This window comes from Nocardiopsis sp. N85, assembly GCF_028882275.1.
Classification (GTDB): Bacteria; Actinomycetota; Actinomycetes; order Streptosporangiales; family Streptosporangiaceae; genus Nocardiopsis; species Nocardiopsis lambiniae.
Genome location: NZ_JARBUT010000010.1, coordinates 52,660 through 74,249 on the forward strand (window position 1 = coordinate 52,660; position 21,590 = coordinate 74,249).

General features: G+C 71.6%; 21 protein-coding genes. 13 read left to right on the forward strand and 8 right to left on the reverse strand.

The genetic code is table 11. From position 1 onward, the window contains the following. Positions 1 to 81: 81 nt before the first annotated feature. A complete protein-coding gene (locus PWG71_RS15650) occupies positions 82 to 798 on the reverse strand; it encodes a hypothetical protein (protein WP_274810458.1) in 717 nt (238 codons plus the stop codon). A 154-nt stretch (positions 799 to 952) separates the two neighbouring features. Between PWG71_RS15650 and PWG71_RS15655 the strand changes: the two genes are divergently transcribed. The 5 genes from PWG71_RS15655 (at position 953) to PWG71_RS15675 (ending at position 5,624) form a co-directional block, all read left to right on the forward strand. Next, positions 953 to 2,017 (forward strand): AAA family ATPase, encoded by a 1,065-nt coding sequence (locus PWG71_RS15655; protein ID WP_274810459.1) that lies wholly within the window; start codon positions 953 to 955, stop codon positions 2,015 to 2,017. A gap of 7 nt (positions 2,018 to 2,024) precedes the next feature. Continuing rightward, entirely contained in the window at positions 2,025 to 2,993 is a 969-nt protein-coding gene (locus PWG71_RS15660) for a DUF58 domain-containing protein (RefSeq protein ID WP_274810460.1), read from the forward strand. A 34-nt stretch (positions 2,994 to 3,027) separates the two neighbouring features. Next, positions 3,028 to 3,975, forward strand: coding sequence for a VWA domain-containing protein (locus tag PWG71_RS15665; RefSeq protein WP_274810461.1), 948 nt, complete (start codon positions 3,028 to 3,030; stop codon positions 3,973 to 3,975). A 141-nt stretch (positions 3,976 to 4,116) separates the two neighbouring features. Then, a complete protein-coding gene (locus tag PWG71_RS15670; RefSeq protein WP_274810462.1) occupies positions 4,117 to 4,845 on the forward strand; it encodes an HAD family hydrolase in 729 nt (242 codons plus the stop codon). Further along, a complete protein-coding gene (locus PWG71_RS15675) occupies positions 4,842 to 5,624 on the forward strand; it encodes an NUDIX hydrolase (RefSeq protein ID WP_274810463.1) in 783 nt (260 codons plus the stop codon). The genes PWG71_RS15670 and PWG71_RS15675 overlap by 4 nt, the downstream gene beginning before the upstream one ends. 40 nt (positions 5,625 to 5,664) lie before the next feature. Here the strand turns inward: PWG71_RS15675 and PWG71_RS15680 are convergent, their stop codons facing one another. Together PWG71_RS15680 and PWG71_RS15685 are read right to left on the reverse strand one after the other, a co-directional pair. After that, entirely contained in the window at positions 5,665 to 6,936 is a 1,272-nt protein-coding gene (locus tag PWG71_RS15680) for an APC family permease (RefSeq protein WP_274810464.1), read from the reverse strand. Positions 6,937 to 7,173: 237 nt separating this feature from the next. After that, positions 7,174 to 7,680 carry a dsRBD fold-containing protein gene (locus PWG71_RS15685; RefSeq protein WP_274810465.1) on the reverse strand — a complete coding sequence of 169 codons (507 nt, stop codon included), beginning with the start codon at positions 7,678 to 7,680 and terminating at the stop codon, positions 7,174 to 7,176. 138 nt (positions 7,681 to 7,818) lie between these two features. Between PWG71_RS15685 and PWG71_RS15690 the strand changes: the two genes are divergently transcribed. The 4 genes from PWG71_RS15690 (at position 7,819) to PWG71_RS15705 (ending at position 11,849) form a co-directional block, all read left to right on the forward strand. After that, entirely contained in the window at positions 7,819 to 8,469 is a 651-nt protein-coding gene (locus PWG71_RS15690; RefSeq protein ID WP_274810466.1) for a class I SAM-dependent methyltransferase, read from the forward strand. A 163-nt stretch (positions 8,470 to 8,632) separates the two neighbouring features. Then, positions 8,633 to 9,193: a TrmH family RNA methyltransferase gene (locus tag PWG71_RS15695; RefSeq protein WP_274810467.1), complete on the forward strand. Its 561-nt coding sequence runs from the start codon at positions 8,633 to 8,635 to the stop codon at positions 9,191 to 9,193. A gap of 266 nt (positions 9,194 to 9,459) precedes the next feature. Next, on the forward strand, positions 9,460 to 10,842 hold the full coding sequence (locus tag PWG71_RS15700; protein ID WP_274810468.1) for a hemolysin family protein: 1,383 nt from the start codon (positions 9,460 to 9,462) through the stop codon (positions 10,840 to 10,842). Beyond that, positions 10,839 to 11,849, forward strand: a complete 1,011-nt coding sequence (locus PWG71_RS15705; protein WP_274810469.1) for a hemolysin family protein — start codon at positions 10,839 to 10,841, stop codon at positions 11,847 to 11,849. Before PWG71_RS15700 ends, PWG71_RS15705 begins: the two co-directional genes overlap by 4 nt. 183 nt (positions 11,850 to 12,032) lie before the next feature. Here PWG71_RS15705 and PWG71_RS15710 read toward each other — a convergent pair whose 3' ends face one another. The 3 genes from PWG71_RS15710 to amaB form a co-directional block, all read right to left on the reverse strand. Further along, complete coding sequence (locus PWG71_RS15710) at positions 12,033 to 12,461, reverse strand: organic hydroperoxide resistance protein (RefSeq protein WP_274810470.1); 429 nt, start codon at positions 12,459 to 12,461, stop codon at positions 12,033 to 12,035. Between the two features lie 60 nt (positions 12,462 to 12,521). Continuing rightward, positions 12,522 to 12,989 (reverse strand): MarR family winged helix-turn-helix transcriptional regulator, encoded by a 468-nt coding sequence (locus PWG71_RS15715; RefSeq protein WP_274810471.1) that lies wholly within the window; start codon positions 12,987 to 12,989, stop codon positions 12,522 to 12,524. 136 nt (positions 12,990 to 13,125) lie between these two features. Further along, complete coding sequence (amaB, locus tag PWG71_RS15720; RefSeq protein WP_274810472.1) at positions 13,126 to 14,670, reverse strand: L-piperidine-6-carboxylate dehydrogenase; 1,545 nt, start codon at positions 14,668 to 14,670, stop codon at positions 13,126 to 13,128. A 192-nt stretch (positions 14,671 to 14,862) separates the two neighbouring features. Here amaB and PWG71_RS15725 point away from each other — a divergent pair, with 192 nt between their 5' ends. Continuing rightward, positions 14,863 to 15,924: a pyroglutamyl peptidase gene (locus PWG71_RS15725; RefSeq protein ID WP_274810473.1), complete on the forward strand. Its 1,062-nt coding sequence runs from the start codon at positions 14,863 to 14,865 to the stop codon at positions 15,922 to 15,924. Between the two features lie 83 nt (positions 15,925 to 16,007). On the opposite strand, the gene PWG71_RS15730 is transcribed toward PWG71_RS15725, so the two are convergent. Next, on the reverse strand, positions 16,008 to 16,466 hold the full coding sequence (locus tag PWG71_RS15730) for a hypothetical protein (RefSeq protein WP_274810474.1): 459 nt from the start codon (positions 16,464 to 16,466) through the stop codon (positions 16,008 to 16,010). Positions 16,467 to 16,633: 167 nt separating this feature from the next. Between PWG71_RS15730 and PWG71_RS15735 the strand changes: the two genes are divergently transcribed. After that, positions 16,634 to 18,172, forward strand: coding sequence for a polysaccharide deacetylase family protein (locus PWG71_RS15735; RefSeq protein WP_274810475.1), 1,539 nt, complete (start codon positions 16,634 to 16,636; stop codon positions 18,170 to 18,172). Between the two features lie 133 nt (positions 18,173 to 18,305). After that, entirely contained in the window at positions 18,306 to 19,040 is a 735-nt protein-coding gene (locus PWG71_RS15740; RefSeq protein WP_274810476.1) for a polysaccharide deacetylase family protein, read from the forward strand. Position 19,041: 1 nt separating this feature from the next. On the opposite strand, the gene PWG71_RS15745 is transcribed toward PWG71_RS15740, so the two are convergent. Further along, complete coding sequence (locus tag PWG71_RS15745) at positions 19,042 to 20,499, reverse strand: aldehyde dehydrogenase family protein (protein WP_274810477.1); 1,458 nt, start codon at positions 20,497 to 20,499, stop codon at positions 19,042 to 19,044. A gap of 55 nt (positions 20,500 to 20,554) precedes the next feature. On the opposite strand from PWG71_RS15745, the gene PWG71_RS15750 reads away from it, so the two are divergent. After that, a complete protein-coding gene (locus tag PWG71_RS15750) occupies positions 20,555 to 21,175 on the forward strand; it encodes a TetR/AcrR family transcriptional regulator (protein ID WP_274810478.1) in 621 nt (206 codons plus the stop codon). Positions 21,176 to 21,590 lie beyond the last annotated feature (415 nt).

A 21,590-nucleotide genomic window follows, 5' to 3' on the forward strand; every position in this document is an offset into this window, starting at 1 on the left:
CAGAAAAGACCCGCCGCCTTTACGACGTAGATTAATAGGACGATCACGGGTTCCCCCGACGAGCACGGGCCGCGCCCGCCGTCAGAGGTTGTCCTGGGGATCCTCGCCCCACCCCTCGCCGCCCTCGCCCTCCCCCGGGGACGGGAACACCGGGACGGCGGGCTCCTCCCCCTCTCCGTCATCCTCCGGTTCGGCGCTCGGGTCCTCCCCCGGCCCCGAGGACGGCCCCTCCTCCGGCACCGGCTGTCCCGGCGCCGGCATCTCCGGCTGCGGGAACTGCAACATGAACCAGTACAGCAGCGCCACCAGCGCCAGGATCAGCAGCAGGACCGCGCCCAGTCCGCCGATGAGCCACCAGTTGCCGCGCCCCTCCTCCACTGCGCTGTCGCGCCGACCCGACCAGGGTTCCCACGGCACCGCCGTGCCCGCGCGGCTCCCCGCCCAGTGCGGCATCACCGTCGGCCCCCGGCCGGCGGTCCGCCCGGGGGTGCCGGCCTCGGTCAGGAACTCCGCGGCGTCCGGCCCCTCTCCGGCGACCGCCACCCACAGCACCGAACGGCCCTTCGTGCGCGCCGACAACACACGGGGGTCGGCGCGCACCGCGTCCGCGAACCGCTCCCTGGCCCGGGGGTCGGCCACCGCGCCCGCGTCGAGCACGGCCACCTCCACCCGCCCGCCCTCGCGATCGCGGCCCGCGTAGACCACGCCCAGCGCGGACTCGTGCACCCGGCCCTCCAGCCGGAAGGCACCGAGCTGGCGCGGGTCCCCCGCGTTCAGACCCATCAGGGGAGCCGTCACGCTCCCACCCCCTTCATCGCCCCGCGTCCGCTCCGTCCCCTTCGGCGCGTTGTGCACCGGACCGATGGTCCCGGAGCGGGTAGTCTCGCCCACAGGTGAGTGATCCACAACCTATCCGGCGTCCCGGCGGGGCGGCGGGCCTGGAAGGCGGAACATGGCACAGTCCTCACCCGGCAACGGCGCCTCCCCACCGGGGACCGAGAGCGCCCCGGGCGAGCCCACCCGACTGCTGCGCGCCGCGCTGCACGAGGTGTCCACGGTCATCGTCGGGCAGGAGCGCATGGTCGAGCGCTCCCTGATCGCGCTGGTCGCCAAGGGCCACTGCCTCATCGAGGGCGTACCCGGCATCGCCAAGACGTTGGCGGTGTCCACCCTGGCCAAGGTCACCGGTGGCTCGTTCGCCCGCGTCCAGTTCACCCCCGACCTGGTCCCCTCCGACATCGTCGGCACCCGCATCTACCATCCCTCCACCGAGAAGTTCGACGTGGAGCTGGGCCCGGTGTTCGCCAACTTCGTGCTGGCCGACGAGATCAACCGCGCCCCCGCCAAGGTGCAGTCGGCCCTGCTGGAGGTCATGGCCGAACGGCAGGTCTCCCTGGGAGGGACCACCTATCCCCTCCCCTCCCCGTTCATCGTCATCGCCACACAGAACCCGGTGGAGTCCGAGGGCGTCTACCCGCTGCCCGAGGCCCAGCGCGACCGCTTCCTGATGAAGGTGGAGGTCGGGCACCCCAAGGCGCACGAGGAGATGGAGATCCTGCGCCGGATGTCCGCCACTCCGCCCACCGCCCACCAGATCCTGGACCCGGTCACCCTGGGCGAGTTGCAGACCGACGCCGAACACGTGCACGTCCACCAGCTCATCGCCGACTACGTGGTGCGCCTGGTCATGGCCACCCGCGAGCCGGAGGCCCACCAGATGCCCGACCTGCGGGGCGTGCTGGAGGTCGGCGCCAGTCCGCGCGCCACCCTGGGTCTGGTGGCGGCCGCACGCGCCCTGGCCCTGCTGCGCGGGCGCGACTACGTGCTGCCCGACGACGTGCGGGTGCTGGCCCGCGACATCATCGCGCACCGGTTGGTGCTCAGCTTCGACGCCCTGGCCGACGGGGTCACCGCCGCGCAGGTGGTGGACCGCATCCTGGCGACCGTGCCGGCGCCCCGGGTGATCTGGGACGAACCCCCCAGCGGGGAGACCGCCTCCTTCGCGCCCCAGAGGTGATGGGACCGTGACCACCCCCGTTCTGGGCTCCGATCCGCGTATCCGCGCCGCGCTGCGCCGGTTGGACCTGCGCGTCGTGCACCGGTTGGACGGTCTGCTGCACGGCGAGCACCTGGGCCTGCGGCTGGGTCCGGGCTCGGAGGCCGCCGAGGCCCGGCTGTACCAGCCGGGCGAGGACGACGTACGGCGCATGGACTGGGCGGTGACCGCCCGGACCGACACCCCCCACGTGCGCGACCTGGTCGCCGACCGTGAGTTGGAGAGCTGGACCTTGCTGGACCTGTCGGCGAGCATGGACTTCGGGACCGGGCTGCGGCTCAAACGCGAGGTGGCCGTGGGCGCCATGGTCGCCGCGAACCTGCTCACCCAGCGGGTGGGCGACCGGTTCGGCGCGCACTTCCTGCACCGGGGGGTGATCCGCCGTTGGCCGGCCCGGTCGGGCAACGAGGCCCTGCTGTCGTTGTTGGCGACGGTGGCCGCCGCCCCCACCGGCGACGACCCGGACCCCCCGCCGCACCGGGCGGGGCTGGCCGACGCGATCGACGACCTGGGGCGCACCCGGCGCCGACGCGGTCTGCGGGTGATCGTCTCCGACTTCCTGGACACCCCGGCCTTCGACGGCGAGGTGCCCTGGGAGCGGCCGATGCGTCAGGTGTCCTCTCGGCATCAGGTGCTGGTGGTGGAGGTGATCGACCCCCGGGAGCTGGATCTTCCCGAGGTGGGCGACGTCACGTTGCGCGACCCGGTGAGCGGGATGGTGCGCGATGTGCGGTTGACCCGTTCGGTGCGCGAGCGTTACCGGGCGGCGGCCCGGGCCCAGCGGGAGCGGGTGCGCGACGCGCTGCGCGGATGCGGGGTGCACCACCTGGTGCTACGGACCGACCGCGATTGGGTACTGGACATCGCACGGTTCGTGATCCATCAGAGACGTACCGCGCATCGGCTGTCCCGGCACACGCCGGGGGTGGCGCGGTGACGGCGGGTCGTGGCTGGAGACGGGGGAACGGGCGATGACCTTCCTGGAACCGGAGCGGCTGTGGTGGCTGCTCCTGCTCGTGCCGCTGCTGGGTGCGTACGTGTTCGCGCAGACGCAGCGGCGCGAGTACACGGTGCGGTTCACCAACCTGTCCCTGTTGGACCAGGTGGTCCCGCACCGGCCGGACGTGCGCAGACACGTGCCCACGGCGTTGTTCACCCTGACGCTGGGGGTGTTGATCGCCTCGATGGCGCTTCCGGCGATGCCGGTGGAGCAGCCGCGCGAACGTGCCACGATCATCGTCGCGGTCGACGTGTCGTTGTCCATGGCGGCCACCGACATCGAACCGGACCGGTTGCGGGCGGCCAAGGAGTCGGCGCAGGGGTTCGTGGCGACGTTGCCGGACCGGTTCAACGTGGGCCTGGTGGCGTTCTCGGCGCAGGCGACGGTGGTCTCCTCGCCCACCCATGACCATCAGGCGGTGATCGGGTCGATCGAGAACCTCCAGCTGGGTCCGGGGACCGCGATCGGCGAAGGTGTGTTCGCCTCGCTGGACGCGATCCGCGGGTTCGACGAGGAGTCCCAGGACGATCCGCCTCCGTCGGCGATCGTGCTGCTCTCGGACGGGGAGAACACCAGCGGCCGGGAGATCGCCCAGGCCTCGGCGGCGGCCCGGCAGGAGGGCGTGCCGGTGTCCACGATCGCGTTCGGTACCGGGGCGGCGATGATCGAGATCGACGGCTACCAGGTCCCGGCGGACATCGACAAGGAGGCGTTGCAGGAGTTGGCCCAGGTGACCGAGGGTCACTTCTACGAGGCCGAGAGCGAGACCGAGCTGGACGACGTCTACGAGGACATCGGGTCGTCGCTGGGCACCGAGACGGTTCACGAGGAGATCGTCACACGGTTCGTGCTGATCGCCATCCTGTTGGCGTTGGCGACGGCGGCGACCTCGTTGCTGTGGTTCCAGCGCCTTCCGTAGACTCGTGACGTGCGGCGGACAGGGGCGAACTCCGATGTTCGTGTCCTGGGTCACATCCCTTTGGGTGGGGCTTGCCCCTTTCCCGTCATCCGCACGGGTTAGCGTTGGCATGTTTTGTCATGCTCACTCAGTTGAGGAACGATGCCGAACATGCCCGCCACTCCGACCGCCATCTGCTTCGATCTGGACGACACCCTGATCGACGACGTCGCCGCGTCCTCGGCCGGGCTGCGCGCGCTCATGGAGCGGCTCGGTCACCCGGACTTCGGCGCCGCCCGAATGCTGTGGGACGTACAGACCGAGATCTCCTTCGGCGCCTACCTGCGCGGCGACCTGAGCCTGGAACAGCAGCGCCGCGACCGCGTGCGGGCCCTGGCCGTCCAGGCCGGTCACTCCGGCATCGCCGACCCGCACTGCGACGAGCTCTACCGCCTGTACCTGGACGCCCACCGCAGCGGTTGGCAGGTCTTCCCCGACACGATCCCCGCCCTCAACGCCCTGGCCTCGGCCGGCTACCGCCTGGCCGTCCTGACCAACGGCATCGAGGCCCTCCAGCACGCCAAGCTCCAGGCCCTGGAACTGACCCCCTACTTCCACACCGTGGTCTGCGCCGACACCGCGGGCGCCGGCAAGCCCGACCCCCGTATCTTCCACATCGCCGCCCAGCGCCTGGGCGTGAACACCACCGCCTGCTGGCACGTGGGCGACCAGATCCAGGCCGACGGCGTGGGCGCGGTGGCCTCGCGCATGCGTCCGGTGCTCATCGACCGCCACCACGGCCGCCGCTACCCGGGCGTCACCACCGTCCACAACCTGGACGAACTGCTGCGTCTGGTCGGTCTGCCCTCCCTCACCGCGGGGTCCCTGTGACACCGGTCCCCGAGCCGCTCCCCCGCCGGGTCACCGTGCACCTGGTCACCGGTGGACCGGCCGGGCCACGACTGTTCGGAGCCCGGGTGCTCTTCGGACAGGACCCGGCCGACGTCGCCCGCCGGTTGGGCGGCCTGTCCGACGAGGCGCCGCTGATCGCCCTGGACGTGATCACCGAGGTCGCCTCGACCCCCGGCCGCGCCCCGACACCGCTGCACGTGGACCGTGTGATCTTCGCGACCCCCCGAGCAGTCGACGCCTGGCCGGCCGTCCTGCCGCCGCACGGCATGGAACCGATGCTCGCCGACCTGGTCGCGGACGAGCCCGCCCCGGCCGTGGACCGGCCCCGGCTGCGCCGTATGGCCTCCTACGGGATCGTCACCGACCCGACGGGCCGCATCATGCTCAGCCTCATCGCCGACGGTTTCCCGGGCGCCGGCACCTGGCACCTGCCCGGCGGAGGTGTCGACCCCGGCGAGGACGTGCGCTCGGCGCTGCGTCGCGAGGTGTGGGAGGAGACCGGTCAGCAGGGCGTGGTGGGCCGGTTGATCACCGTCTCCAGCCACCACCGTGTGCCGATCACGGGACACGAGGTGTACGCGGTGTGGGTGTTCTCCCACGTGCACGTGGCCCACCCGGGCCCGGCCCGGGTGCTGGAGGAGAACGGGTCGACCGCCGACTGCGCCTGGTTCACCCCCGAGCAGCTGGGGGGAGTGCGCCTGTCCGCCACGACCCGACGCGGGCTGGAACACCTGGTCGGAGAGGCCCGCCCGGCCTGACACGCCCCACCGCGAGGGCTCCGGTGGGAGATGGGAGGACTCAGTCGCCGGTCCGGGCGCTCAGACGCTCGCGCACCCACCACAGGGCGGCGCCCGACGCCAGCACGACGGCCCCGATACCGACCACGGGCAACGGCAGGCTGCACGCCAGCACGACACAGCCCACCAGGCCGCCCAGGGGCACCAGGAGCGGGGGACGGGGCTCGTCGGGTCCCAGGCGCAGCGCCGAGGCGTTGGTGATGGCGTAGTAGACCAGCACCCCGAACGCGGAGAAGGAGATCGCGCCGGTCAGGTCGGTGAACAACACCAGGACCACCACGACCGCGGCGATCGCCGCCTCGGCGTACACCGGCACCCCGTGGCGGCCGCTCCTCAGGGCCAGGACCCGGGGCAGATGCCCGTCGGCGGCCATCGCCGCGGTGGTGCGCGTGATCCCCATCAGGAGGGCGACGAGGGCGCCCAGGCTGGCCACGGCCGCGCCCACGGCCACGATCGGCACCGCCCACTCCAGCCCGGCGACCCGCACCACGTCGATCATCGGGGCGGTGGAGGTGATGAGCCTCTCACGGCCCAGGACGATGAGCGTGCCGGTGCCCACCACCAGGTAGATCAGCAGCACCCCGCCCAGGGACAGGGCGATCGCGCGGGGGATGGTGGTCTCGGGGCGGCGGACCTCGCCGCCCAGCGTGGCCACCCGGGCGTATCCGGTGAACGCGAAGAAGATCATCCCGGCGGCGCCCAGCACCCCGAAGGACCCCGGCCAGGGGCCCAGACCGTCGATCTCGGCCACGGCGGCCAGACGGCCGCTCATCGACATGGCGACCACGATCCCGGCCAGGACCGCCAGGACCACGACGAGCAGGCTCTTGACCACGAACGTGGACCGTCGGATCCCCCGATGGCCCACCACCGTCATCGCGATCACGGCGGCGGCCGCCACGGGTCTCTCCCAACCGGGGAGGACGTAGGTGGCGAAGGTGAGCGCCATGGCGGCACAGGAGGCGATCTTGCCCACCACGAACGACCACCCGGCCAGATAGCCCCATAGGTCGCCCAGACGCGCCCGCCCGTACACGTAGGCGCCGCCCGACTCGGGATGGCAGGCGGCCAGACGGGCGGAGGACACCGCGTTGCAGTAGGCGACCAGCCCGGCGATGAGGATCGCCACGGGCAGCCACGCGCCGGCGTGCTGCGCGGCGGGGGCGAACACGGAGAAGACCCCCGCTCCCAGCATCGCGCCGGCGCCGATGGCGACCGCGTCGACGGTGCCGAGCGCCCGTGCGGGTCCGGTCTGCGGTGATGAGGTGGTCAACGGGCGTCTCCTTGCCTGATGGACGTCGATGGCGGGCGCTCGGGCCCGGGGCCTCCCTCCCGGTCGACGTTTCGAGTGTGCCCGATGCCGGTGACCGCCGAGTGCGTTCCTCCCGGGGTGGGGGTGGCCACTTCCGGTCCTGCGGGCGCCCACGGGACCGGAGCGGAGGGGCCGGACAGGGAAGGACCCCCGACCCGTGGGGTCGGGGGTCCGGTGCCTCCCGCTCGCCGCACCCGATCAGGTGGGACGCCACGGGGTGCCGGTGTTGTCGTTGATGTCCTCCGCGGCGACCTGCCGGAGCTGACGTGAGAGATCGGACAGGGCCCGGGAGACGGCGAGTTCCTCACCGATCTCGGGGACGTCCACGTCCATCGGGTGTTTGCGGGCCATGCCGTGTCCGCGCAGCGCCGTACCGTCGTCGGCGACCATGCCCACCTCGGCCCAGGTCCGCGCGGCATCGCCCTCGTTCTCCTCGGCGATGACGACGTCGACGTTCCAGCGCTTGGTCGTGTGCATCTGCGCCCCCTCCGTGATCGTCCCGGCCCCCGTGCCGGGTGGGTGTTCGATGTGCGCGTCCGGTCCCGGGTAGACCAGAGCGTCGTGTCCCCGCTCGGCGTCGAGCCAGTGCACCCGGTACGGGGGCTCTCCACCCGACCCCCGGACACCCGTGACGATCCCGGTCCGACGGTGCGTGTCGGCACGCCGGCCCTCGACGACCAGACGATCTCCTACCTGTGCTCGCATGGGTTCCCCCGCAAACCTCGGCTACCTCCATCTTCGGTACCCGCCACCGGGTCGTGGCGGGGCTTGGCGTGTCGTTTCCCGCGGCATGTGAGGTTTTTACCCGGCCCCGACGCCCGTCGGTGCTGGTAGCGTCACGGCGTGGCCCAGCACTACTTCGACTCCGACCCGGACGCCGCCAGCCGTCCCTCCACCGCCGACCTGGTCCTGCCCGACCTGCACCTGAGGTTGCACACCGATCGCGGGATCTTCTCGCCCGACAAGATCGACCTGGGCACCCGGGTCCTGCTGGAGACGGTGCCGGCGCCCCCGCCCGAGGGTCGGCTGCTGGACCTGGGCTGCGGTTACGGTCCGATCGCCCTGACCCTGGCCTCGCGCGCCCCCGCCGCGACCGTGCTGGGGGTGGACGTCAACTCCCGCGCGGTGGGACTGGCCCGGCGCAACGCCTCCGGGCACGGACTGGACAACGCCCGGTTCGCGCTGATCACCCCGGAGGGGGAGGCCGCCGAGGACGACGGCCCCGTCCTGGCCGGGCCCTTCGACGCGATCTGGTCCAACCCGCCGATCCGCGTCGGCAAGGACGTCCTGCACACCCTGCTGCGCGTGTGGCTGGGCCGGCTGTCCGTCGAGGGGGTCGCCCACCTGGTGGTGCAGCGCCATCTGGGCGCCGACTCCCTCCAGAAGTGGCTGGACGCCCAGGGGTTCCCCGCGGAGCGGGTCGCCTCCCGGGCGGGCTTTCGCGTGTTGGCGGTGCGCCGCGCCGGGACCGACGGGGACGCCGCGCTCCGGTGAGGGACCGCGCGGCGCGGCCCGCGCGGAAACCGCGCCTTGGACACGTGTGCCCCGTTGTGTCCGGGCACACGTGCATGGTGGCCCCCCTGCCGGTAACCTGTGGTGCGAGCACCCGACGGGTGCCGACACCCATCCACGGATCCCGCTGAGGAACACACCGCAGTTGAGCACGCAGTTGCGCCCTACGGACGTCAAACGCCTGAACCGCCAATGGCGCAGGAGCACCGAGGGGCGCCTCGCCCTGATCGTCGAATCGGTCACCCAGCCCTACAACCTCGGCTCGATCCTGCGCACCTGCGCGACCCTCGGGGTGGACCGGCTCTGGCTCACCGGCAACAGCGCCGACCCCTTGGACCCCAAGGTCGGCAAGACCGCCCTGGGCACCGCCGCCAAGGTGGCCCACGTCCGGGTCGACTCCACCGCCGAGGCGCTGACCGCCGCCCGCGGTGACGGGTACAAGGTGGTCGCCCTCGAACTGGCCTCCGGGGCCGTGCCGTTGCACGCCGCCCCGTTGGAGGCCGACGTGTGCCTGGCCGTCGGCGCCGAGGACCACGGTTGCTCCCCCGCCCTCCTGGCGGGCGCGGACGCCATCACCTATATTCCCCAGATCGGGCGGGTGGGATCGCTGAACGTGGCCGTGGCCACCGCGATCGCGCTCGCCGAGGCCCGCCGTCGTGAGTGGGCCTCCCTCGGTGGTGAGGCCGACGCCGTGATCGGGAACTGATCGGATGAGGCGGGGAACTTTTCCCCGCCCTCCTTCGTCCTTGATCGCGGACAGGTCTCCCACCTGTCACAGCCGTACCCGAAACGGCGAAATCCTGAGCGCATGAGCGCAGAGAGAGGAACAGTGGACCCGTCCCGAAGTACCGGCGGCATCCCCAAGGGATGCTGCGGCTCCGAAACCGACGAGCCTCCTTCTCCAGGGGGCACGCGCCCTCACAGAACCGTTCCCGGTGACACCGGGAACACCTCCCAGGCGGTGCGTGTCCGATGATGAGCACCGTTCTCAGTATCGGCCTGGGGATCCTGGTGGTCTTCCTGATCACCGTGGCGACGGGATACTTCGTCGCCCAGGAATTCGGCTACATGGCCGTGGACCGCTCCCGTCTGCGGGCGCGGGCCTCGGCGGGTGACGCCGGCGCCCAACGGGCGCTGAACATCACCAACCGCACATCGTTCATGCTCTCCGGTGCCCAACTGGGCATCACCGTCACCGCGCTGCTCGTCGGCTACGTCGCCGAGCCACTGATCGGCGAGGGCATCGGCGAACTCCTCGGCGGCGTCGGGGTGCCCACCGGCATCGGTGTCGCGCTCGGCACCGTTCTGGCGCTGTTGTTCTCGACCGTCGTGCAGATGGTCTTCGGTGAGCTCTTCCCCAAGAACCTGGCCATCGCCCGACCCGAACCGGTCGCGCGCGCCCTGGCCCTGTCCACGGGGATCTACCTGAAGGTCTTCGGCCCGGTCATCTGGCTGTTCGACCAGGCCGCGATCCTGCTGCTCAAGCTGGCGCGGATCGAGCCGGTGGAGGACGTCCAGCACGCGGCGACCCCGCGCGACCTGGAGAGCATCATCGCCGAGTCCAAGCAGAGCGGGGACCTTCCCGCCGAGCTGTCCACCCTGTTGGACCGCACCCTGGACTTCCACGAGAGCACCGCCGGGCACGCGATGATCCCGAGGCCCGAGGTGACCACCGTCGAGGAGGGCGATCCGGTCAGCCGGGTCGTCGAGCTCATGGCCTCCGACCACTCCCGTTTCCCGGTCCTGGGCGACGGCGTCGACGACATCGTCGGCGTCATCTGCCTGCGCGACGTGCTCGCGCTGGGCGACCGGGACCTGAACGAGGTCAAGGTCAGCGAGGTGGCCCGCCCGACCGTCATGGTGCCGGCGTCGCTGCCGCTGCCGGGCGTGCTCGACCAGTTGCGCGAGGCGAACGAGGAGTTCGCGTGCGTGGTGGACGAGTACGGCGGTCTGGCCGGTGTGATCACCACCGAGGACCTGGCCGAGGAACTGGTCGGCGAGATCGCCGACGAGCACACCCCGGAGGAGGAGATCCCCGCGCACCTGGAGGCCGAGGGCTCCTACCTGGTCCCGGGCGCGCTGCACATCGACGAGGTGGAGCGGCTCATCGAGCACGAGCTGCCCGAGGGCGACTACGAGACCCTGGGCGGTCTGGTCATCCACGAGCTGCACCGGTTGCCGGAGGTGGGCGACACCGTCGAACTGGCGTTGCCGCGTCCGGGCAGCGCCCACGATGAGGACCCCGACATGGCCCTGACCCTGCGGGTGGCCTCCGTCCAGCGGCACGTGCCGCACACGGTGGAGGTCCGCCTGCACGAGGCCGGCGCCGATCAGGCCGCGGAGGTGCGCGCATGAGCGACATGAACATCTGGGTGGCGGTGACGCTGACCGTCATCATCATCGCGTTGAGCGCGTTCTTCGTCGCCATCGAGTTCGCGCTGGTCGCGGCCCGGCGGTACCGGTTGGAGGAGGCCGCCAAGACCAGCGCCTCGGCGCGGGCGGCCGTCAAGAGCGCCCGGGACCTGTCGCTGTTGCTGGCCGGTTCCCAGCTGGGCATCACGCTGTGCGCGTTGGCCCTGGGCGCCATCTCCAAGCCGGCGGTGCACCACCTGTTGGAGCCGCTGTTCGGGGGTCTGCCCGGCGCGCTCGGCTATGTGGTGTCCTTCGTGCTGTCGCTGCTCGTGGTGACGTTCCTGCACCTGGTCGTGGGCGAGATGGCCCCCAAGTCGTGGGCGATCTCCCACCCGGAGAAGTCGGCGATCATGCTGGCGCTGCCGATGCGGGCGTTCATGTGGTTCACCCGGCCGCTGCTGTTGGCCCTCAACGGGATGGCCAACTGGTTCCTGCACCGGTTCGGGGTCGAGGCCGTGGACGAGATGAGTTCGGGTCACAACCCCGAGGACGTGCGGGAGCTGGTGGAGCACTCGGCCAAGGCCGGTGCGCTGGACCCCGAGCGCCGTGACCAGCTGGCCACCGCCCTGGAGGTCAACTCCCGTCCGGTGAGCGAGATCGTCACCCCGAGTGGGGAGATCGCCTCGGTGGGCCCCGACGCCGGTGTGGAGGAGATCAAGCGGGTCTCCCGCGAGTCCACGCACCTGCGTCTGGTGGTCATGGACGGCGGTGAGCCGGTGGGCGTGCTGCACGTGCGCGAGGCGCTCGTGGGCCCGCCCGGGACGACCGCCGCGGATCTGATGCGCCCGGTGCTGACGCTGCCGGCGAACACGCCGATGTACTCGGCGATGAGCATCATGCGGGAGAGCCGCAGCCACCTGTCCCTGGTCGAGGAGGACGGTCGGACCATCGGTCTGGTCACCCTCCAGGACATCCTGGACCGGTTGCTGCTGCTGGAGGTCGCCGCCTGAGGGTGACGTCCGCGGGGGCCCGGGGTCGTACGACCCCGGGCCCCCGCTCGTACACCCGTCCCATGCCCGGTCGGCGATGGCGTCGGCCCGGCGCGACGGGCGGCGAGGAGCCGCCGACGGTCTCGACGGCGACATGACGAGGGGAGGGGCGCCGAGCGGCGCCCCTCCCCCGTCGTCCGTCGGTCAGGAGGTCTTGACCGACAGCTTCACCTCGATGTTGCCGCGGGTGGCGCGGGAGTAGGGGCACATCTGGTGGGCGGCCTCGACCAGTTCCTCGGCCTTCGCCTGGTCGATACCGGGGATGGTGACGTCCAGCTCCACTTCCAGGTCCAGGCCCTCGTCGGACTTGCCGAGGCTGACGTGGGACTCGATGGTGGAGCCGTCGACGTTCGTCTTGGCCTTGCGGGCCACGGCCTTGAGGGCGCCGTGGAAGCACGCGGCGTAGCCGACGGCGAAGAGCTGTTCGGGGTTGGTGCCGGGGCCGTCGTCGCCGCCCATGCCCTTGGGCACGGACAGGTCGACGTCGAGGCGCCCGTCGCCGGTGCCGCCGTGACCCTTGCGCCCTTCACCGGTGACGGTGGCCTGGGCGGTGTACATGACGTCGTATGCCATGGATTCCTCTCTTGACGGCCCCGCTCGACGGGGCCGATGTGACGTTGGTCCGTCGGTCCGTCATTCCCCGCAGGGGCGGCGCGCGGACAGTGCCTCGACCGAGCGGGTGAGCTCGTCGAGGGTGGCGTGCAGTTCGCGGATCCGCCCGGTGGGCAGGTCCGAGGCGCGCAGGAGCCGGGCGGGGATGCCCAGGGCCCGCCCGCGAAGCGCGGCGCCGTTGTCGGTGAGACCGATCTCGACGACGCGTTCGTCGGCGGAGCTGCGGGTGCGGGTGATCAACCCGGCACCCTCCAGTCGGCGCAGCAGGGGCGACAGGGTGCCCGAATCCAGGTGCAGGACCCGGCTCAGCCCCTTGACGCTGAGGGTGCGGTGCTCCCACAGCGCGAGCATGACCAGGTACTGGGGATAGGTCAGGCCCAGGTCGCCCAGCAGTTCCCGGTAGAGCCCGGTCAGGGCGCGGGAGGCCGCGTAGAGGGAGAAGCACAGCTGGTTGTCCAGGGCGAGCGGATCGTCCTCGATGGTGGCCATGGTCCCTCCTCCGTTCTCGGGGCGGTCCCACCGTAACAGAGATCAGTTGTGTGCAACAATATTGAGTGCAAATCTTTTTCGGGCGTGGTGGGGCCCGACGGGGCGGGCCGCCACCGGCGACCCGCCCCACCGTGCCTCACAGGAAGCGGACGCCCTGCGCCAAGGGCAGGTCACCGCTGAAGTTGACGGTGTTGGTGGCCCGGCGCATGTACGCCTTCCACGAGTCCGAACCCGACTCCCGGCCACCGCCGGTCTCCTTCTCCCCGCCGAAGGCCCCGCCGATCTCGGCACCCGAGGTGCCGATGTTGACGTTGACGATCCCGCAGTCGGACCCGGCCGCGGACAGGAACCGCTCCGCCTCCGCCTGGTCTCCGGTGAAGATCGCCGAGGAGAGCCCCTGCGGAACCCCGTTGTGCAGCTCCACCGCCTCCTCCAGCGTGCGGTAGGTCAGCACGTACAGGATCGGCGCGAACGTCTCCTCGCGCACCACCTCGGTCTGGGCCGGCATGCGCACCACCGCGGGCTCCACGTAGTAGGCGTCCTTGGCCGCCTCCTCCAGCCGCCGCGCACCGCCCACCAGGACCCGACCGCCGTCGGCCTCGGCGCGGGCCAGCGCGTCGCGCATCGCCGTGTGGCCGCGCTCACCGATCAGCGGACCCACCAGGGTGTCCTCGGCGAAGGGGTCCCCGATCCGGTCCCGCAGCCGCCCGTAGGCGGCCGTGATCCGCTCGACGACCTCCTCCACCACGTCCTCGTGCACGATGAGCCGGCGCAGCGTCGTGCAGCGCTGCCCCGCCGTGCCCGCCGCCGCGAACACACTGCCGCGCATCACCAGGTCCAGATCGGCCGAGGGCGCCACCACCGCGGCGTTGTTGCCGCCCAGCTCCAGCAGGTACCGGCCCATCCGCGCCGCCACCCGCGGCGCCACCGCCTTACCCATCGCCGTGGACCCGGTCGCCGACACCAGCGCCACCCGGGCGTCGTCCACCAGCGCCTCGCCCACCTCGCGGCCCCCCAGCACCACCCGGTGCACGTCGGCCGGGGCCCCGGTCTCCCGCGCGGCGCGCATCAGCAGCGCGTGACAGGCCGACGCCGTCAACGTCGTCAGCTCCGAGGGCTTCCACACCACCGTGTCACCGCACACCAGCGCGATACAGGTGTTCCACGACCACACCGCCACCGGGAAGTTGAACGCGGTGATCACCCCGACCACGCCCAAGGGGTGCCAGGTCTCCATGAGCCGGTGCCCGGGCCGCTCCGAGGGCATCGTCCGCCCGTACAACTGCCGGGACAGCCCCACCGCGAACTCGCAGACGTCGATCATCTCCTGTACCTCGCCCAGCGCCTCGGAACGGATCTTGCCCGCCTCCAGGGTGACCAGCTCGGCCAGGTCCTCCTTGTGCTCGCGCAGCAACTCGCCCAACCGCCGCACCAACGCCCCGCGCACCGGAGCCGGGGTGTCACGCCAGGCCGGGAAGGCCCCCTGGACGGCGGTGATCGCCCGCGCCGTGGAGGCGGCGGTGTCGAACTCCACCGGGAAGAGGATCCCCCCGGTCACGGGGGTCCGAGCGGTCCCGGCCGCACCGACCGGCTCGGGCAGCCGCTCGACACCGCACCGGGCCAGCGCCTCCTCGGCGCGTTCGGCGAGGTGCCCGGTGTCGGGGAGTTCGGAAGTGTTCATGTGAGACTCTCTTCGTCGAGAGGGGGCAGGACACTCAACACCCTGTCAAGCGCGGCGCCCTCGGTCCAGCCCCATCGTCGGGTTTCACCGCACCCCCGATCCCCCTCCCCGGCCCCGGCGTCGCCGGCGTTAGACTCGGGCGCCCGTGCCCCGGCCGCCGCCGGGGCCGCCTCCGAGACAGACAGCGATCCCTTGCACCACGACATCACCCCCGAAGAGGACCGCGCCACCCTCGACGTCCCCCGGAGGCTCCTCGCACGTTCGGGTTTCGGAGCCGCCGATCCCCTTTTCGGTGCCGACCTCAACGACGCCGGCGACCCGGAGGAGGCCCGCCAGACCGTCGCCTCCCACGCCTCACGTCTGTGGACGGAGGCCGCCCGCACCGACGTCGGAACGGTCGACGACCGCCCCCTGTACTGGGCACGCCTGCTCCTGGCCGCCCGGCTGCGCACCTGGAAGCCGACCTTCGACCTCACCGAGGCCGACCGCGCCGGGCTGCTCCACCTCTTGGAGACCGCCTCGCGCGGCATCACCGAACTGGTCTTCCCACCCGGGGAACGCCTCCTGCGCGTCGTCGTCACCGGGTTCGACCCCTTCCGCCTGGACGAGGACCCGGCCTGCGCCAACCCCTCGGGGGCCGCCGCCCTGGACCTGAACGGGTGGATCTTCCCCGTGGGCGAGCGCACCGCCGTGGTGCGCACCGCCGTCTTCCCGGTGCGCTGGAGCGACTTCGACGCCGGGCTGGTGGAGGAGGCCCTGGGCCGGGCCTACGGCGAGGCCGACGCGGTCCTCACCCTCAGCCGCGGCCGACCCGACCGGTTCGACCTGGAGGTGTGGAACGGGGTGTGGCGCGGAGGCGGGACCGACAACCTGGGCGTGGCTCGCACCGGGCGGGCCCTCGCCGCCGACGCGCCCGAATGGACCCGCTCGTCCCTGCCCCTGGACCTGATCGCCGACCGGGTCGGGGGACCCGTCGTGATCAACACGGAGGTCACCGAGGTCCCGGCCGGCGCCGAGGAACCGGTCGTACGCCCCCAGGGCCCCACCCAGGGTTCCACGGCCAGACGCGGGGGCGGCGGCGACTACCTGTCCAACGAGATCGCCTACCGCAACACGCTGCTGCGCGACCGGGCCGGCTCGTCGATCCCCGCCGGACACGTGCACCTGCCGCGGACCGACTCCATCGAGGAGCACGCGCCGGTCCTGGCCCGGGTCCGCGAGATCGTGGCGACGGTGGCGGCCACCGTCGCCTGACACGCCGACGGGCGCGCGGCCCTCGGCCGCGCGCCCGTTCCGGCGTCCCCCGCGATCGACGCCTCCGGCGGGGAACCGCGCACCTACATGTAGGCGAGGATCCCGGTCGCGCCGTACATGATCAGGACGAGCACGAAGCCGACGGCCCCCAGGGCGAACAGCACCCAGGAGATGATCGTGCACACCTTGGCGGCCTGGGGGCTGCTGGTGGCGATCGCCGCACCGATGATGCCCAGGACCAGGCCGACGACCGATATCCACGTGCACAGGCACAGGCCGATGACGTTGGCGATGATCGCACCGATGGGCGCGCCGATGCCGAAGGGCGGTTCCCGGTCTCCGTACCCCCCGCCGGGGGGAGGCGGGGGGTGACCGCCCCCGGGCGGGGGATAGCCGCCCGGACCTCCGTAGGGAGGGGGCGGGTAACCGCCCGGACCACCCGGCGGTGGTGGCGGGTACCCGCCACCACCCGCCGAAGGCGGGGGGAAGTACCCTCCGGTGCCGCTGTTCGGCGGCCAGCCGGGTCCTGGACCGTGATTCATGAGTCCCTTTCACACGTGTGCGCGGGCGTTCCCACGTCATGCCCTTGGACGCCCGTCACGGACCCGGGGTTCTGCGAGGTCCGGACTTCACCAAAAGGTGACACAGAGTCCCCATCCGGGCGCGTTCCGATTCCACCCGGGGGGTCCACCTCCGATATGGTCCCCTCGTGCTTGTCACCTCACTTCGCCGAAAAGTCGCGATCACAGCCGCTCTGGGGCTGCTCCTGGTACCGGGCTGCCACGCAGCGGAACAGGCCCTGCCCTACGCGGAGGCGGTGCGCATCCCGCTCGACGCGTGGCCCGGAATGACGGTGGGCGCCCGCTCGGTGACCACCGACACCAGCATCGTCGGGTACCGCTACCCGGTCCTGGGAGCCGATCATCCGCTGACCACGGAGATCCACACGTCGATGGCCGAGCGCCAGACCGCCTTCCTGGAGGACCTGCCCGACCGGGGCACGCCCGAACTGTTCCAGGACTCCACCGTCCTGGCGGCCTCGCCCCGGGTCGTGGGGGTCCGTGTCACGGAGACCCTCAAGGCCGGGGTCAACGAGACCTTCGAGGCCCGCACCCTGTGGTACGACGTCGAGAACGACGCGATCGTCCCCTGGACGTCGCTGTTCCGCGACGAGGCGGCCATCGAGAGAGCCCACCTGGCCGTCGCCGCCGTGCTGGAGGAGGGCTACGACATGCCGACCGAACAGCTGCCCGGTCTGGTCGGCGAGGTGGCTCTGCGCGTCACGGGGACCGAGTCCGACCCCGGGGAGGCCGCCGCCGGCGACGCCTCTCCCGCACCGGAGGACGGCGAGGGGGAGCCCCTGGACCTGTCCGATCCCGAGCAGGCGCTGCGGGCCGCAGAACTGTGGGAGGGCTCGCCCCTGGCCGACCTGGCCTTCAGCACCGCCGGCGGGTTGGCGGTGCGCATGGAACCGGGCGAGGTGCCCGGCGCGGGCCGGGTCAGCGAGGTACTGCTGCCCGTGGAGGCCGAGGAGACCGAGGACCTGCTGTCGGAGCTGGGCTACCACGCCCGCGAGGCGGCGCTGGACGAACCCGACTTCCCCCTGGACGGCGAACTGTCCGCCGAGGGCGACTCCCTGGACTGCGTCCGGCTCAAGTGCGTCGCGCTGACCTTCGACGACGGACCCGGTGAGGACACCGGGCGGCTGCTCGACATGCTCGCGGACTACGACGCGCGTGCCACGTTCTACGTGCTGGGCTCGCTGGTGGAGGAGTTCCCCGAGGTGGTGGAGCGGACCCACGCCGAGGGCCATGAGATGGGCAACCACTCCTGGAAGCACGACGACCTGGCCGGCATGTCCGAGCAGGGGGTCGCCAAGGACATCGGCCGTACCAACCAGGCGGTGCGCGCGATCACCGGGTCGGACCCGTGGACCATCCGTCCGCCCTACGGGTCGCTCAACGGGACCGTCCGCAAGGCCGTGGACCAGCCGTTGATCCTGTGGGACGTGGACACCATGGACTGGCAGAGCCGCGACACCGCCAAGGTCGCCGAGCACGCCCTGACGCACACCACCTCCGGCAGTGTGGTGCTGTTCCACGACATCCACCCCACCACGGTGGACGCCGTCCCCGAGGTGCTGGCGGGACTGCACAGCCAGGGGTACCACTTCGTCACCGTGACCGACCTGTTCGGCCTCCAGGCGCTGTCCCCGGGCGACGTGTACACCGACGCGCGCGTGGGCTGACCGGCGGGAACGCGTGAAACCCCGCCGAGGCGGGGTTTCACGCGTTTCATTCCCCGATGAGCGCAAAGAGTGCTTCGTCACTTCATGGGCTTTTCCCTTTTCCCAGGTCATGGGCTCGCATACATTCACGTGCGTGAACGTTACGCTTCCGAAACACAAAATCGCCCTGGGAGCGACCGGCGGACTCGCCGTCGCCGCGTCCGTGCTCCTCTTCCCCGCCGCCCCCGCCGCGGCCGACACCACCCTCTCCGCCGAGGCGAAGAACCTGGACTGCGCCCAGGTCGAGTGCGTGGCCCTCACCTTCGACGACGGCCCCGGCCCGCACACCGACGAGGTCCTGGACGCCCTCGACGACCACGACGCCAAGGCCACCTTCTACGTGCTCGGCTCCAAGGTCGGCGACTTCACCGACACCGTCGAGCGCATGGCCGACGAAGGCCACGAGGTCGGCAACCACACCTGGGACCACGACGACCTGGCCACCCTGTCCGGCGACGCGATCAGGGACGACCTCGCGCGCACCGACAAGGCCATCGAGGACGTCACCGGCGAGACGCCCACCACCATGCGCCCGCCCTACGGCTCCCTGAACGACACCGCGCGCGAGGCCATCGACAAGCCCATCGTCCTGTGGGACGTCGACACCCTCGACTGGCAGAGCCGCGACAGCGACGCCGTCACCGACGTGACCCTCCAGGAGACCGACAAGGGCAGCGTCGTCCTCTTCCACGACATCCACGAGAGCACCGTGGACGCCGTCCCCGACATCCTCGACGGCCTGGCCGAGGACGGCTACCGCTTCGTGACCGTCTCCGAACTCGCGGGCGAGGACATGGAGCCGGGCACCGCGATCACCGACGCCCGCTGACCTACAGCATCCGCCGCAGGATCTTCTCCTTGAGATCGGTGATCGGCGCGTAGGCGAGCCGCATGGTGTCCAACGCCAACGACTTGTCCAGCACCGACTTGACGTGCGAGAAGGTATCGATCGACGCCGACGAGTGGTAGGCGCCCATCCCGCTCTCGCCCACCCCGCCGAACGGCAGGTCGGGCACGGCCAGGTGGGCGATGGGCAGACCGAACCCGAGGCCACCGGAAGAGGTCTCGGTGGTCAACCGGCGCTTGGTGGTGTCCGATTCGGTGAACGCGTACAGGGCCAGCGGCTTGTCGCGCTCGTTGACGAAGGCGATGGCCGCGTCCAGGTCGGGGACCCGGAGCACCGGCAGGATCGGCCCGAAGATCTCCTCGGCCATGACCGGGGTGTCGGCGGTGACGTCGCCCAGGATCGTCGGTGCGAGGTACAGGTCCTCGCGGTCGCCGCGACCGCCCGCCACCACGGTTCCACCCTCCAGCAGGGCCGTGAGCCGGTCGAAGTGGCGCTCGTTGACGATGCGCCCGTAGTCGGGGCTGGCCTTGGGGTCCTCACCGAACATCTCGGTGATGGCTGCTCCCAGCTCCTCCTGGAGGGCGTCGGCGGTGTCGCCGATGGCCAGCACGTAGTCGGGGGCCACACAGGTCTGGCCCGCGTTGGTGAACTTTCCCCACACCAGACGGCGGGCCGTGGTCGCCAGGTCCACACCGGGCTCCACGATCGCGGGACTCTTACCGCCCAGCTCCAGGGTGACCGGGGTCAGGTGCTTGACCGCGGCGGCCATGACGATGCGGGCCACCTGGGCGTTGCCGGTGTAGAAGATGTGGTCGAAGTGCTGCTCCAGAAGCGCGGTGCTCTCGGGCACCCCGCCCTCGATCACGGCGATCGCCTCGGTGTCCAGGTAGCGGGGCAGCAGCTCGGCCAGGAGCGCCGAGGTCGCCGGGGACAGCTCGCTGGGCTTGAGCACCACGGTGTTGCCGGCGGCGACGGCGCCGACCAGGGGGGCCAGCGCCAGGTTGATCGGGTAGTTCCACGGGCTGATGACGAGCACCGTGCCGAGCGGCTCGCGGACCGTGCGGGCCTTGGCGGGGGCCATGGCCATGGGCACCGCGACGCGCTCGGGGCGCAGCCACGAGGCGAGGTGCTTGAGGGTGTGGTCGATCTCGTTGACCACGAAACCGATCTCGGTGGTGTGGGCCTCGACGGGGCTCTTGCCGAGGTCGGCCTTGAGCGCCCTCTCCAGAGCGGGGCGCTCCTCCACCAGCAGGGCGCGCAACCGCCGCAGCTGGGTGCGCCGCCAGGCGATGGGCTTGGTGCGGCCGGAGGCGAAGACGGCGCGCAGATCGCGCACCCGCGCGGCGATCTTCGCGCCGGTGCCGTCGTCGATGGGCGCGGGGACCGCGCTCTGGATCGTGGCCTGCTGGACCGTGGGGGTGCCGGGGGTGTCGTTGGTCATGGCCGAATACTAAACGAAACCTTTTCGTTTTGAACAGGGCCCGTAGGATGCCCCCATGACCACGGACCATCTGCCGGAGACGACCCCCCGCCGAGGAAGGCCGAGGGACGCCGCCCGGGATCGCGCGCTGATGGACGCCACCCTGACCGAACTCCAGCTGCACGGGTACGGGGGACTGACCACCGCCGCCGTCGCCCGTCGCGCGGGGGTCTCCACCGCCACCCTGTACCGGCGGTGGCGCTCCAAGGAGCACCTGGTGATCGGCGCCGCCGGGGTCTGGGCCGAGGATCTGGGGCCCGACCGCGACACGGGGGGCCTGCGCTCGGACCTGCGCACGCTGCTGCACGACAAGGCGACCGCCCTGGACGGGCCCTCGGGGCGGCTGCTGCGCGCCATCCTGGGCGAGGCCGCCCACAACCGGGCTCTGGCGGACGTGCTGACGCAGGAGTACGTGGCGCCGTTGCAGGACCGCGTGGCGACCCTGCTGACCCGCGCGGTCGCCCGGGGGGAGATCCCGCCCGTGGAGGACCCGGTGGTGGTGGGCGAGCTGGTGATCGGGCCGATGATCACGCACACGTTCCTGATCCCGCACACCCCCGACTCCCGACCGGGGGCGGAGGTGGCGGAACGACTGCTGCCCTACCTCCTGCGCGCCCTGGGCGCCCGGACGGAGTAGGGCCCGACTCCCCCGTCGGCCACGACACGCCGGACCCTTTCGAGGCGGGGCCGTGGAGGGGTGTGCGGCGGCGTAGCCGCACGCGAATCGGTGGTCGTGGGTGTGTCGTTTCCGGAACCCCCGCCTTTACGACGTAGATTCATTAATGTCGAGGGGGGAGGGCCGTTCCGACCGCGCGGACACCCGCGGCGGCGCGCGGAACCTCAGCCGTAGTCAGGGGTCGAACATGGATATGACGTTCGGGCCCGCAACGCCCGGGATCACGCTAGGCTGCCCCCATAACTCCACCCCGTGACTCCCCCACCACGGAAAAGAGCGGGGCCGCCCGGTGCTACCAACACCGAACGGCCCCTGACCAACCGACCTGAAAGCAGCAGGAAGGCGGCTAGGGATGCATCCTAGTGCCACGATGTCG